This window comes from Streptomyces sp. NPDC001450 (genome assembly GCF_053597295.1).
This window is the reverse complement of the sequence record NZ_JBSFHY010000030.1, coordinates 15,580-28,543: the sequence shown is the minus strand read 5'-3', so window position 1 is coordinate 28,543 and position 12,964 is coordinate 15,580. Positions and strand designations below refer to the sequence as shown.

The 12,964-nt window shown below is 71.9% G+C and carries 12 protein-coding genes and 2 pseudogenes; 4 read left to right on the top strand and 10 right to left on the bottom strand.

What is annotated here, in order from left to right:
* Positions 1-88: 88 nt before the first annotated feature.
* Positions 89-874, top strand: coding sequence for a TetR/AcrR family transcriptional regulator (locus ACWC5O_RS28995; protein WP_450581446.1), 786 nt, complete (start codon positions 89-91; stop codon positions 872-874).
* Positions 875-1,071: 197 nt separating this feature from the next.
* Positions 1,072-1,725, top strand: a pseudogene (locus ACWC5O_RS28990) (alpha/beta hydrolase); the annotation flags it as partial.
* Between the two features lie 78 nt (positions 1,726-1,803).
* Here ACWC5O_RS28990 and ACWC5O_RS28985 read toward each other — a convergent pair.
* The 9 genes and pseudogenes from ACWC5O_RS28985 to ACWC5O_RS28945 all read right to left on the bottom strand — a co-directional run bounded on the left by ACWC5O_RS28985 (position 1,804) and on the right by ACWC5O_RS28945 (position 8,359).
* Positions 1,804-2,229, bottom strand: coding sequence for a hypothetical protein (locus ACWC5O_RS28985; protein ID WP_450581444.1), 426 nt, complete (start codon positions 2,227-2,229; stop codon positions 1,804-1,806).
* A complete protein-coding gene (locus ACWC5O_RS28980; RefSeq protein WP_450581442.1) occupies positions 2,226-2,972 on the bottom strand; it encodes a class I SAM-dependent methyltransferase in 747 nt (248 codons plus the stop codon). The genes ACWC5O_RS28985 and ACWC5O_RS28980 overlap by 4 nt, the downstream gene beginning before the upstream one ends.
* A complete protein-coding gene (locus ACWC5O_RS28975) occupies positions 2,969-3,706 on the bottom strand; it encodes a DUF2071 domain-containing protein (protein ID WP_450581440.1) in 738 nt (245 codons plus the stop codon). The genes ACWC5O_RS28980 and ACWC5O_RS28975 overlap by 4 nt, the downstream gene beginning before the upstream one ends.
* A 23-nt stretch (positions 3,707-3,729) precedes the next feature.
* Positions 3,730-4,653 carry a hypothetical protein gene (locus ACWC5O_RS28970; RefSeq protein WP_450581439.1) on the bottom strand — a complete coding sequence of 308 codons (924 nt, stop codon included), beginning with the start codon at positions 4,651-4,653 and terminating at the stop codon, positions 3,730-3,732.
* On the bottom strand, positions 4,650-5,027 hold the full coding sequence (locus ACWC5O_RS28965) for a DoxX-like family protein (protein WP_450581438.1): 378 nt from the start codon (positions 5,025-5,027) through the stop codon (positions 4,650-4,652). The genes ACWC5O_RS28970 and ACWC5O_RS28965 overlap by 4 nt, the downstream gene beginning before the upstream one ends.
* Positions 5,028-5,106: 79 nt before the next feature.
* Entirely contained in the window at positions 5,107-5,712 is a 606-nt protein-coding gene (locus ACWC5O_RS28960; RefSeq protein WP_450581436.1) for a maleylpyruvate isomerase family mycothiol-dependent enzyme, read from the bottom strand.
* A 276-nt stretch (positions 5,713-5,988) separates the two neighbouring features.
* Positions 5,989-6,876 (bottom strand): annotated as a pseudogene (locus ACWC5O_RS28955) (DUF6424 family protein); the annotation flags it as partial.
* A 104-nt stretch (positions 6,877-6,980) separates the two neighbouring features.
* A complete protein-coding gene (locus tag ACWC5O_RS28950) occupies positions 6,981-7,238 on the bottom strand; it encodes a hypothetical protein (protein WP_450581434.1) in 258 nt (85 codons plus the stop codon).
* 80 nt (positions 7,239-7,318) lie between these two features.
* Positions 7,319-8,359, bottom strand: a complete 1,041-nt coding sequence (locus ACWC5O_RS28945) for an SDR family oxidoreductase (protein ID WP_450581432.1) — start codon at positions 8,357-8,359, stop codon at positions 7,319-7,321.
* 50 nt (positions 8,360-8,409) lie between these two features.
* Here ACWC5O_RS28945 and ACWC5O_RS28940 point away from each other — a divergent pair, with 50 nt between their 5' ends.
* On the top strand, positions 8,410-8,748 hold the full coding sequence (locus tag ACWC5O_RS28940; RefSeq protein ID WP_450581431.1) for a hypothetical protein: 339 nt from the start codon (positions 8,410-8,412) through the stop codon (positions 8,746-8,748).
* Here the strand turns inward: ACWC5O_RS28940 and ligD are convergent.
* Positions 8,726-9,673, bottom strand: coding sequence for a non-homologous end-joining DNA ligase (gene ligD, locus ACWC5O_RS28935; RefSeq protein ID WP_450581429.1), 948 nt, complete (start codon positions 9,671-9,673; stop codon positions 8,726-8,728). The two genes, ACWC5O_RS28940 and ligD, sit on opposite strands and share 23 nt — an antisense overlap.
* Positions 9,674-10,002: 329 nt before the next feature.
* Between ligD and ACWC5O_RS28930 the strand changes: the two genes are divergently transcribed.
* Positions 10,003-12,885, top strand: a complete 2,883-nt coding sequence (locus ACWC5O_RS28930) for a SpoIIE family protein phosphatase (protein WP_450581428.1) — start codon at positions 10,003-10,005, stop codon at positions 12,883-12,885.
* Positions 12,886-12,964 lie beyond the last annotated feature (79 nt).

Below are 12,964 nucleotides of genomic sequence, written 5' to 3'. Positions count from 1 at the left end.
TTGGCGCCGAGACAAGATATATCGCGTTCTCGCGAGGGTGCCGCTCAGTGAAGGTGAACGGTGTTCTCCCAACGCCTAAACTGTTCTCATGACCGACCCGGCCTCGAGCACCCCGGCAACCCCTCCGCCGTCCCCCTGGGAGCGAGAACGCCCCGCCCGTGCCCGCGTCGCCCCCGCTCGCGCACCGCTGTCGCGCGAGCGGGTCGTCGAGGCAGCCTTCACCGTGCTGGACCGCCAGGGGCTCGACGGGCTGTCGATGCGTCAGGTCGCGGCCGAGCTGGGGGTCACGGTCTCCGCCCTCTACGCCCACGTCAGCTCCAAGGACGACCTCCTGGAACTGATGTACGCCCGGCTCTTCGACGGCTTCAAAATGCCCGAACCCGACCCGGAGCGGTGGCAGGAGCAGGTGCGGGACTACGCCCGCTCCGGACGGCGGCGCCTGCTGTCCCACCGGGACATGGCCAGGATCTCCATGGCTCACGTCCCCTTCACCGCCGAACTGCTGCCGCACGTCGAGGCGTTGCTCGCCGTCTTCCGTACCGCCGGACTGCCCGACCGCATCGCGGCGGAGGCCGGCGACCTCATCTCCACCTACATCGACGGGTTCGTCCTGGAGGAGGGCATGTGGCAGGACCGGGCCGGCCGGCACAGTGGTGAGGGTTCCTCCCTCGCCCGCCCCGACTGGCGTGAGATGGCCGAGGAGATGCAGAACTACTTCGCGTCCCTGCCCGAAGAGGACTTTCCCCATCTGCGCGCCCTGTCGGGGCTGATGGTGTCGGACTCCTCCGACGAACGGTTCGACATCGGGGTGGAGATCATCCTGCGCGGCCTGGCCAGCTACCTGCCGGACAGGGAAAAGGGTTGGTCGGGCTGATGATCGGGCTGTTGGCTTGCGGTTCACCGTGACCCCGCCCGAGGAGGTGAGACCCGTGAACGCCGTACACGTATGGGTGCTCCCCCTGGTCTTCACGGTCGGGCGACTGACGTAGGTGTCGCCGGGAGCGCCCCGACAACAAGGCACTCCCGAAAGGCAACACCCCATGCATTCTGTTCGGTTCACCGCGGAGACGACGTCGACCCCTGGTGCTGATGGGCCACGGCGGTGGCACGCACAAGAAGTGGCCGGCGATGACGGGCCGTGCGCACCTCCTCGTGACCGGCTGCGGCTTCCACGTCGCCTTCATCGACGCGCCCGGTCACGGCGACCGGCCGCGCACGGCGCACGACGAGCGGGAGATCGCCGCACTGTTCGAGGCGAGGGAGGCGGGCGAGCCGGAAGGCCCGATCGTCGTCCGCTGCAACGCCCACCTGGCGGAGCGCGCCGTCCCCGAGTGGCAGGCGACCCTGGACGCCCTCCAGGAACTTCCGGAGATCGGCGCCGAAGGACCGGTCGGCTACTTCGGCCTGAACATGGGCACCGCGATCGGGGTGCCGCTGACGGCGGCCGATCCCCGGATCACCGCCGCGGTCTTCGGTCTCCACTGGCCCGATGCCCTGGCCGGGACGGCGAAACGGATCACCGTCCCGGTCGAGTTCGTGCTCCAGTGGGACGACGAGCACATCCCGCGCGAGTCCGGTCTCGCGTTGTTCGACGCCTTCGCCTCGAAGGAGAAGACCTTGCACGCCAACTCGGGAAGGCACAAGGAGGCGCCCAGGTTCGAGGCCGACAGCGCGGTCCGGTTCTTCGCCCGGCACCTCGGCCGAGTGGCCGCCTCCCCGGCCTGACGTCAGCGGTGTCGGCGTCCGGCCCGCCGGTCGGGCGCCGCCACCGTGGCCCGCGTGAGGCCGCGCATCCAGCACCCTTCAGCCCATCGCTCGCACCGTCGCCAGGGCGAACACCGCGGTCACCCACGTCCACAGCACGGAGAGCGTGAGGTGGCCCGCCGTCCGCAGCCGGTGCCCCCGCCACAGCCGCGGTGAGAAGTAGGCGAACTCCATGACCCAGCGCAGTCCCCAGAACAGGGTCTGTCCGCACAGCAGGGCCGTCGGCAGCGGCGCGCCGCTCAGCAGCTCACGGGCGAACGCCAGCGGCAGCGCGCCGAGCAGCACGCAGATCAGGCCGATGAAGAACAGGTGCGCGTAGGAGACCTGACGGGTGAGCAGACTGCTGCCGCCGAGGTCGCCCGGCCAGCCCAGGACGCGCGGCAGGACGACGTGCAGCAGCCCCATGCCGACGAGGGCCAGACCGACCAGGCGCAACTGCACGGTCAGCGTGAGCAGTTGGTTCACCGGCACCCCTCGGCGAAGACGAACGCCGTGACCAGGCCTGCGATGCGGCGCTCGCCCGCCGGACGCAGCCCGGCGTGCGCGGCCAGCCGCAGCCACTCTCCGCGGGGGAAGAAGTGCCAGGCGCCCGGCCCGAAGACGGCCGTGTTCGCCCCGTCTAGCAGATGTTCCACCAGGACCAGGCGCCCGCCGGGGCGCAGCGCCCGAGCGCACTGCGCGAACAGCCGCTCTCTGTCCCGCGCCCGCCGCAGCTCGTGGGCGGCGAATATCAGGAAGACGGCATCCGCCATGGCCGGCTCCACGGGCAGCGCATCGACCCGGCCGGGCACGGCGTGCGGCGGCGGGGGCACCCTGCGCCGGGCGCGGCGCACCGACCCCTCGGTCATCACGGCCGGGTCGTAGAGGTCGACGGTGGTCTGCCGGGAGGCCGGCCAGCGGGCGGCCAGCGGGACACTCGCCTCGTCGAGGCCGGTGCCCACCACCACGTGTGCGGACGGCGCCTGCGGCAGCAGCGTGTCCAGCCAGTCGAAGTCGTACAGCTCGGAGCGGTCGTAGACGAGCCAGCTCGCGACCGTGGCGGAGGCGAGCAGACCGAACGCGGCGGCGGAGCCGGCCCGGGCCATGGTGCGCAGGGGCGGTGGCAGCCGGTGGGCGAGTGCGGCCGAGGCCGCCGCGGTGGCCAGACCGGCCGTGTACCGCGGCCAGTTGTAGGCGATCACGTCCCGGACGCCGGAGCGGCGGCTCATCGCTCACCACCGGTCTCGGTCCGGCGCAGGCCTCGCTCCCAGCCGTAGTCCAGGTCGGCGACGTGGAAGGCGTTGGCGAGGATCGGCCGCGTACCCGCGAACGGGGAGTGGTCGAAGAACGTCAGACGACGCACGTCCACCGCGACCGGCTGCGGGTCCCAGTGCGTGCGGAACGCCTTGATCACGATCATCGAGCGGGTCTGCGGCTCGTACTCGAAGGTGTACGGGAGCGGGCCCGCGAAGCGCCGGGCGGCGCGCGCGTCCGCGAACGGGCTGCCGGCGGGCAGCGGCGCCGGCGCGCTGCCGAGATCGGCCCGCACATGCAGATCTGCCCGACCGTCGGCGCTGTCCACCCGGAACTCCAGCGTGCCGGCCTCGACACGGGTGCTGATCCGGGCCAGGCGGTAGTGGTAGCGGGTCATCAGGTTGCCGCCGAGCACCATCACCCTGCTGTCGGTGTCGCTGCGCAGGATGCGCAGTCCGCGCATGACGCGGCCGCCCGGGGTGCGGAAGCGGGTGAAGACGCGGTAGCCGGTGAGCAGGTAGTCCGCCCCGAGACGGGCGGGCAGGACCGCCGGTCGCAGGGCGCGGGTGTCGACCAGCGCGGCCGCCACGAAGCCGTACTCCCCGTAGGTGTCCAGTTCCAGGCCCGGTGGCACCAGCGGGTGCAGCACCTCGCCGGGCAGCGCGTACGTCAGCACCAGCGAGTGCGCGAAGCGCGTGCGTATGGCCACGGGATGACGCTGCAGCAGATACCTCACGGCTCGATCCTCCGGTCCGGGGCCTCGCCCCCGAGGCGCATCACGCGTACCACACCCCACAACGCCGAGCGGTCCCGCGCCGCCCAGCCCGGCCCGTCCGGGCCCGGCTCACGGGCGCTGCGCAGCACCACCACTCCGCCGGGCCGCACCGCGTGGCGCACGGCCGCCCGCAGCCCCCGGGCGAAGTCGGGTCCGGGCCCGTCCAGCACGTTGGAGAGCGTCACCGCGTCATAGGCACCGCGCGGCGCCTGCTCCAGCGCGCGCACCACGTCGTCCCGGACCAGCCGGACACCCGGTGCCGAGGGCGGTGGGGTGCCCGGCGGCTCAGCCCCTGCCAACAGCCGCCACAGCCACGGATTGCGCGCATTGGGGTGCCTGCACACGGTCCGTTCGAGGCGCCGCCGCAACACCTCGTCGAAACGCGGCGGGACGACACCGGCGAAGGACGGGCGCAGGGCCACCGCCAGGGCTCCGCCGGGCCGCAGTGCGACCCGCATCAGCCGGCGCAGACCCGGGGTGTCCAACTCCTCCCGCCAGCGGCGGGCTTGCTCCTGCGGATCGTCGAGTGCCAGGAAGTCGAGCAGCTCCGTCCGTCGCCAGGCGGGCAGCAGCCGGGCCGCGGTGTCACGGCCCAGGCGCATGACCGCCTCGGCCGTTCCCTCGCGGGTCCCGCCGCCGGCCAGCCGCTCGCGCGCGTACGCGAGCTGCACCGGATTGACGTCCACGGCTGTCACGTCGTACCCCGCCGCATCCAGGGCTGCCGCCGTGTCGCCCGCCGAGGCGATGCACAGCACCCGTGCGCCCGACGGTGGGAGGACCGCCAGCTCGACACCCCAGTCCTCGTACATCCGCCCGAAGAGCAGGCGCGGACCGCCGAACCCGCCGAGCAGCCGACCACGCGCCCACGGTGTCCCGCTCACTCGGCCTCCGTCCACGTCACCAGCCAGATCAGCGCCAGGAAGGCCAGGTCCTGTGTCACGAGCCGCCCCGGCTCGTCGATCTGGTCGGCGCCGAAGAGCAGACCGCCCAGGTTGAACGCCACCACCAGCACGGTCTGCACGATCGCCGCCGCCCGCGCCCGCCGCCCGCTCAGCACCCACACGCCGATCGCGACCTCTGCCAGGCCGATCGCGAGGAGCGCCGCCGTCACCGCCCATTCCGGCAGGAACGGTACATCGCCCACGATCGCCCGCTGATCCGCCCGCCCTGGCCAGATCTTGCACCAGAACCCCTCGTAGAACCACACCAGGGCGATCGCCCACCGCGCCGCCCAGCCCCGCCATGTCTTGGTCACGCGGTGATCATGCCTGCTGCCCTCCCGCGCGCCACCTCCACCCCCTCATGAAGGACCCTGGTGGGACAGGAGGTAAGAGTCACTCGTCCGTGCGCGCCGCCGGGAGTTTGTGCCCGTACGCGAGCAGAAGAAGCTCCTGAGCGGGGCGCAGCACCTGAGTGCCCGTGCCGTACGACCACTCCAGGCCGGTGGCCCGCAGCTCGACACCGTCGAGGTTCGCCTTGAAGAAGCGGAGCGTTCGCGGCGCGACGGTGTCCAGGACGATCCACAGGCGCTCCTGGGGGACCCGCCGAGCGAGGCCGAGCGCGACGGTGATGTCCAGCCCGTGGATCACGTCGTGTCCGAGGGCCGCGGCCGGCCCGCCCACCGGTGGCTTCCAAGGGTGACGAGCGTTGTCCCGCAGCGCGGCGGCGAGTTCGTGCGGGGTGAGGGCGGCGGCGTCGCGACGTGCGAGACGTTCGGTCATCCGGCGCAGGCTGCCGCCCGCCCGGGCGAACTCCAGTGCCGTGCTGCCGAAGGAGTACCGGAACCCCACGCTCATGTGCGCCGCGACGTCCCGCACCCGCCACCCGTCGCACAAGGTGGGCGCATCCCATTGATCACCGGTCAGCCCGTCCAGTACGTCTGCCAACTCGCGCCGCTCGGCCGCGATCGAGGCACGGACATCCACCGGTGCTGCTTCCATGATCACCAGCGTCTCGGCTCGCCTGCCAGAAGTCCAAGACATGGTTGTGATCGCAACTAGCATCACCGCTTATGGAATTCCGTCAGCTGCTGTACTTTCTCGCCGTCGTCGAGGAGGCCAACCTCACCCGCGCTGCGTGGCGCGGAGCCTCGCTCTCGTAGAGCCGCTTCTCCATGAGTACCTCGTCGACGAGGCGGCGCAGCCGGCTCACGGTGTCCCAGACACCGACGGGTGAGATTGGCCCGCAGCCCGCTGCGAGGCATGCCGCCCTCCCCGCTAGCCGGATGTAGGTCCGCCGCGCCGTGCCGCGGCGGCGGACAGAGGACCGGAGGCGGTGTGCCGACCCGGGGTGATCTGCCGGGCGAAGGCCTGCATGGCCACCGGGCTGTTCGCCGGCAGGACGGCCATGAGCCCGCGGTCCTGAGCCTCCGCGATCGTCGCGGCGGCTTCGCTGCCCTCGGAGACGAAGGCCAGGCGGACGTGTCCGTCGCCGGAGCCCCGGCGGTCCACCGGGGCGACGGCGCCGTGGGTGCCGTCCGGCAGGGTCACCCAGAGCTGGAAGTCGTCGAACCGGACGAAGTCCGCGCCCTTAACGGGCCAGGGATAGTGGTGTTCACCGGGCACCTTGGGCAGGATCCCCTGGTGGTTCGCGTGACTCAGCGGTACGCAGGAGTTGAACAGGGAGTCGGTCCAGGCCTCGACCCCGTCGGCGTCCTTGACCGGCGTGCGCAGCAGCTTCTCGGCGCGCCCGTAGCCCAGTTCCGCCAGGGCGGGCAGGGTCAGCGGGAAGGCGTCGACCAGCTCGGCGGCCTCCTGGCGCAGCCGGTCGACCTTCTCCGGGTCGGCGCAGAACTGCATGCTCCACTCGATGCCTACGCGGGCGCGGTACATCAGCCAGCGGTCGCGTCCCCTGACCCAGAGGCTGCCGCCGTGGTGCATCTCCCAGTGCTCGGAACCGTTCGGTCCCGCCCCCGGATCGACGGGCCTGGGCCCGTAGGGCAGGTCCAGGTCGTCCATGCCGCGCAGGATCGCGTGGGCCGCCTTCTTGGCGGCGACGAAGTGCGACGATTCAAACCGCTTCGGATGTTTGACGAGGCGGATGTTCCAGGGATGGTTCTCGGATTCGAAGCCGCCCGGCTGAAGTTCGGTGTGAGTCATGGCTGTTCCTCGGCCGGCCCCACGGCCCGGTCACCGGCTCGCGGGGCGGTGTTCCCCTGAGTCCATCGTGCGCCTCGAACGGGTCGGCCGCGAGTCGAGCGGAGGCATCGTCAGATCTCGACGAGGACGGCTTGCGACGGCTGTTCTCTCTTCAAGAAACCCGGTGCTTCGAGAAACCCGCCTGCGTGTCCGGTCCCGTCATCGGGCCGACCGGGGTGGTGCCAGGCGTCCCGCGCGGGCAGGGTGGCGATGTGATGACCGAGTACCGACACGGCGTAGTCCGGGCCGCCGGACAGGATGCCGGCGATGACCAAGGCGGTGAAGGCACCGCTGCCCACGAGAAGGAGCAGCCCGAAGAGGAACAGCATCGGTGAGTTCGGGCCCGAGCGTCAGGAGCGGTCGGGCAGGAGCGGGCGCGGCCGATCGGGGTCGGTGACCCCGAGAACCGTCACAGGCGGCGTCGCCGCGCGGCACGGCCGGCCATGGCGCCGGCGGCCGCTGCGAGTGACGTGAGGGCGAGCGCGTCGTGGTGCCGCGAGGCCCACGCCTGCACCGCATGTGCCCTGGCCCTCTCGTCGAACCGCCCATGGGTGCCGAAGTCCCTTCCATGAGAGCCGTCCAGTGGCTGCCACAGGTTGTGGCGACTGCCGGGCTGCTTCGGCTCGTCCGTCTGCTGCGAGGCGTAGCCCGTGCGCGCCAGGTAGCGGTCGAGCAGCCCAGGAGCCACGGCGTTGGCGATCAGTGTGGCCACCGTGCTCCCGCCGACCCAGTACTCCCGACGGCGTGGATGATCGGCCGCGAAGACGATGGCACGGGCGGCCACCTCAGGCTGGTAGATCGGTGGAACGGGCTGCGGCTGCCACCGCATCCGGGCCAGCGACCAGTCGAACTGCGGTGTGTTGACGGCCGGCAGCTGGACCATCGTGACCGACACCCTGCTGCCGTGGTGCAGCAGTTCGCAGCGCAGCGCTTCGTTCCAGCCCTGGACAGCGTGCTTGGCGCCGCAGTACGCGGACTGCAGCGGGATGCCGCGATAGGCGAGCGCCGATCCGACCTGCACGACGGTGCCGTGGTCGCGCGGTAGCATCCGGCGCAGCGCGGCCTGAGTGCCGTAGACGTAACCGAGGTAGCAGACCTCGGTGACGCGGCGGAACTCTTCGGGCCGGATGTCGGTGAACTCCGCGAACACGGTGGTGAAGGCGTCGTTGACCCAGATGTCGATCGGGCCCAGCTCGTGCTCGGCATGTGCCGCCGCGGCCTCCACCGCACGGGAGTCGGCCACGTCCACGGCCAAGGGCAGCGCCGTACCGCCGGCCGCACGTACCTCGTCGGCCACCGCGTCGAGCCCGGTCCGGCCGCGCGCCACGAGCGCGACACGGTCTCCGCGCGCCGCGAACGCCCGGGCGCAGGCGCGGCCTATGCCTCCGCTCGCTCCGGTGACCACGACCACCTGCGAGTCGTGCGGTGCGCGACGGGATGTCCGGAACATGAGCGTTGCCTCCGTGATGGCGTGCGGTCAGAAGCGGGTGCCGGTTCGGCGTGGCGGAGCAGTACGCCCACGCCCTCGTTCAGCCTCACCTGCTGCTCGGGCACGAGGACGAGCTCGGCCCGGGTGCCGACAAGGGCGCGGGTGAGCACCGCGTCGGCACGCTCCTCACGGACGTCCTGGAGGCCGTAGGAGCGCAGTTCCTGTTCTGTGAGGGCCAGTTGGCCGGGTTCCGGGCCGGCCCGCAGGCGGAGCGGCGACTCGGGGTGGTGGTTGAGGAAGAGGGCCTTGACCCGACCGCGTTGCAGAGTCTCATGCTCCGCTCCCGAGCGCGCGTCCACACCGAAAGGCGTCGGGTAAGGCCCGCGATCACCTCCCGTCGCCTCGCGTGAGGTCGGCCAGGCGCTGTTCTGCCCTCTTCAGGGAGCGCCGGCAGCGACTCAGCCCCTTCCAAGGGTCGCCGTACGTGTCCAGGCGCTCGGGGAGGGTGCGCAGCGTCCACCGCCGCGGACCCAGCCCCGGCTCGTCGAGTTCCTCCCAGCCCAGCGGAGTGGCGACCGGAGCGTGCGGGCGGGCGCGTACGGCGTAGGGGGCGACCGAGGTCTGCGCGTAGGCGTTGCGCTGGGTGTCCAGGTACAGACGGCCCTGGCGCCTGTTCTTGCGCGGCTCGGTGGTCAGCCGGTCGTTGTGGCGTTCGGCGAGCGTGTCGGCGACGCGCCGGGCGAAGTGCCGCGCGGTGTCGAAGTCGGTGCGCCGGTCGAGCAGGACCAGCAGATGCAGGCCGCGGGATCCGGTGGTCATCGGCGCGGGGCGCAGACCGAGTTCGGTGAGCAGGTCACCCAGCCGACGGGCACTCCACCGTACGGTCTCGAACGCGTCGCCGCCGCCGTCGGGAGGGTCGAGGTCGAACACCAGGCGGTCCGGACAGTCGAGGCAGTTCGCGGGACTCAGCCACGGGTGCGGCGTGACGCACGCCTGGTTGGCCAGGTAGACCAGGCCGGCCGTGTCGTCGCAGACCGCCATGGTGAGGCTGCCGCCCTCCTTGGGCACCCGAACGGTACGGATCCAGTCGGGGAAGTAGTCCGGAACGTCCTTGTGGAAGAAGGACCTTCCCCGGTACCCGTCGGGATGGCGTTCCATCACCAGCGGACGGTTCCTCAGGTGCGTCAGCATCGGGCGCGCCACGGTCCGGTAGTAGTCGATCAGCTCGGCCTTGGTGATTCCATCGTCCGGGAACAGCTCCTTGTCGGGGTTGGACAACGGCACGCGCCGGCCGCCGACCCGGATCGCGTCCTTCGTCTTCGCTCGGGCACTCATGAGCCAGCACTTCCTCGCCTTCTCGCGGGAGGCCCGGACAGCAACGCGGCGTGCTCGTAACCTCGGCACACCGCCGGTCACGATGACGGGTACCCGTGCCGGCACGGCTGTACCGTGCGGGTTCCCGCCTCGGCGCGGTGTCGTCACCGGGCCCGGGCCGGGGCCCTGATGCACGAGCGCGGTCGTGGACGGACCGTCCCATCCGGTCGCTGAGCGTGACCGACTCGGCACGCCATGACTCATGCCGGATAAGACCGTATTCTCGTCAATGCCGGGTTTGGGTAAATTGCCACTGATGCGAGTGTGAGCGAGGCGAGGCGAGGCGAGGCGTGGTGCGGTCCGGCGGCGAACCGACGCCCAGGCGGCGTGCGAGCGACGGGGCAGGGCCCGCACGTACCCGTGAGCGGTTCCTGCAGGGGGAGGCGGTGGAGGAAGGCGTACGGTCGCCGATCCTGGGTTCCTGGCAGCGCTCCCGGTCCCTGGGCCTTTCGCCGGACCAGGCCGACCTTCCCTACCGAACGGATTTCGATCCGGACAGCAGGCTCGTCCACGCGGCCGTACCGGTGCTCGACCGGTTGCAGTCCAGATTCGCCGGCAGCCAGATGAACATTTCCGTGGCCGACGCGCGCGGTATCGTCCTCCTGCGCCGCTTCGGCGACGCGTCCATGGCCAGAACCCTCCCCGCGATCCAGCGCGTCCCGGGATTCGTGTTCGCCGAGCGGTACGCCGGAACCAACGGCATCGGTCTCGCGCTGGCGGAGCGTCAACTCATCAGGGTCTACGGCGCCGAGCACTTCGCCGAGCGCGCCCAGGGCAACGCCTGCCGTGCGCTGCCCGTCCGCGACCCGCTCAGCGGGCGCATCGAAGGCGTCCTGTGCTTCGGCTATCCGCGCGGCGCCGAGGATCCGGCGCTCGCCGGCGTGATCCGCAAGGCGGCCGAGGCCGTCGAACGGCGGCTGCTCGGGCAGAGCTCCGTGCGTGAGCGTGCGCTGCTGCGGTCGTACCTGGCCGCCCGGGCCGATGCCGCCGCGGGCCCGCACCACCGCATCGGCGTCGACGAGCTGGCCCCCGAGCTGCACCCCGGTGACCGGGCCGTTCTCCTGGACAAGGCCACCGAGCTGATCTCCTGCGCACAGCGGGGCGCCGTGGACCTGCGCCTGTCCGACGGCCGACGGGTCACGCTCGTGAGCCGGCCGACGACGAGCGCCTCCGGGGTGGAGGGCATCGCCGTCGAAGCCGTCCTGACCGGCCCCGCACCCCGGCCGCCCGGCGCCGTCCCGAGCCGAGCCAGCGAGGCTGCCGGCAACGCGCAGCTCGCCGCCCTGCCCCTCCTCCGGCCGCCCCGAAACCGTTCTGTCCTCCTCGTGCCGGACCGTCTCCACGTCGGCCCGATGCCCGGTCTCCGCGCCGGAGCCGCGCCGGTCCAGGGCGGCGCGAGCCGGGAGCGGACCTACCCCGCAGCCCCCGCCGTGGCGCCGGACCTTCCCGCGGACTCCCGGCCGCTGGCGAGCGGGCTCGTGCTGGTGGGGGAGCCGTCCGTGGGGGAGTACGCCCTGGCCGCGCGCCGCCGCCTGGAGCTGCTCTCCGAGGCCAGCGCCCGCATCGGCACGACCCTGGACGTGCGCCGCACGGCCGAGGAACTCGCCGAGACGGCGATTCCACGACTCGCCGACTTCGTCACGATCGACCTGCCCGCGTCCGTGCTGCGCGGCGAGGAGTCCACCGACCCCCTCGCCGAGCTGCGGCGTACGGTGGTCCGCGGCATCCGCGACGACCTTCCCTTCAGCCCGGTCGGCAAGCGGATCGACTTCGGTCCGACCACTCCGCAGCTGCGGTGCCTGGTCAGCGGGCAGGCGGTGCTGGAACCGGACCTGAAGGTCGCCGCGGGCTGGCTCGCCCAGGATCCCGAGCTCACCGAACAGCTGCTGGCGGCCGTCCACTCCCTCATCACCGTCCCCCTGGTCGCCCGCGGCGTCGTCCTGGGCGTCGCCAGCTTCTACCGCTCGAGGGACCCCGCCCCCTTCGGTGACGACGACCGCTCGCTGGCCCAGGAGCTCGCCTCGCGCGCCGCCCTGTCCATGGACAACGCCCGCCAGTACACCCACGAACGCGCGATGGTCCTGGCCCTGCAGCGCAGCCTGCTCCCGCACGGTCTGCCCGATCTGGACGCCGTCGAGGTCGCCCACCGCTACCTGCCCGCCGAGTCCGACGTGGGCGGGGACTGGTACGACGTCATCCCCCTCTCCGGCACGCGCGTCGGCCTCCTCGTCGGTGACGTCGTGGGCCACGGCATGCTGTCCGCCGCCACCATGGGGCGACTGCGCACCGCCGCACGCAGCTTCGCCGAACTCGACTTCCCCCCGGACGAGGTCCTCGCCCATCTCGACAACGTCGTGGGGCGCCTCGACCGGGAGGATCCCGACGCCGAGGGCTTCGGCATCATCGGAGCGACCTGTCTGTACGCCGTCTACGACCCGACCACGCAACAGTGCGCCATGGCCCGCGCCGGCCACCCCCCGCCCGCACTCGTCGGCCCCGACGGCGCCGTCTCGTTCCCCGACCTGCCCGCCGGGCCCCCGCTCGGCCTCGGCGGCCAGCCCTTCGAGACGGCCGAGATCCACCTGCCGGAGGACAGTCAGCTGGTGCTGTACACCGACGGACTGATCGAGGGCCGGGACCGCGACGTCGACGAGGTGCTCGACCACCTCTGCGGCGCCCTGGCGCACCCCGAGCACACACCCGACGAGGCCTGCCAGACCGTGCTGGATCTCGTGGCGCCCGACCACCCGCACGACGACATCGCGTTGCTGGTCGCCCGTACCCACGCCGTGGACCGGAACCGGATCGCCACCTGGGACCTGGCCGCCGACCCGGCTCTCGTCGGCGAGGTCCGCGCGAACGCCGTACGACAGCTCGCCGACTGGGGACTCGACGAGACCGCGTTCGCCGCGGAACTGATCCTCAGCGAGCTGGTCACGAACGCCGTCCGCCACGGTGCCGGGCCCATCCGGGTACGGCTGCTGCACGCCCACCACCTGATCTGCGAGGTCTCCGACACCAGCAACACCGCCCCGCACCTGCGCCGGGCGGCCAGCACCGACGAGGGTGGCCGCGGTCTGTTCCTCGTGGCGCAGCTGTCGCAGAGCTGGGGCACGCGCTACACCACCCAGGGCAAGGTCATCTGGGCCGAATGCGCGCTGGACGCGGCCTGACGGTCGACTGACCCGAAATTCTCGGTTTTGCCCCGTTAGTATCCTTTGTGTATACGAGATGAACCAGCCAGGTCGAATC

Coding starts and splice junctions, on each gene's coding strand:
- ligD (WP_450581429.1), bottom strand. CDS start 9,673: ATGAGTGCCCGAGCGAAGACGAAGGACGCGATCCGGGTCGGCGGCCGG.
- ACWC5O_RS28960 (WP_450581436.1), bottom strand. CDS start 5,712: ATGGAAGCAGCACCGGTGGATGTCCGTGCCTCGATCGCGGCCGAGCGG.
- ACWC5O_RS28950 (WP_450581434.1), bottom strand. CDS start 7,238: ATGCTGTTCCTCTTCGGGCTGCTCCTTCTCGTGGGCAGCGGTGCCTTC.
- ACWC5O_RS28945 (WP_450581432.1), bottom strand. CDS start 8,359: ATGTTCCGGACATCCCGTCGCGCACCGCACGACTCGCAGGTGGTCGTG.
- ACWC5O_RS28980 (WP_450581442.1), bottom strand. CDS start 2,972: ATGAGCCGCCGCTCCGGCGTCCGGGACGTGATCGCCTACAACTGGCCG.
- ACWC5O_RS28995 (WP_450581446.1), top strand. CDS start 89: ATGACCGACCCGGCCTCGAGCACCCCGGCAACCCCTCCGCCGTCCCCC.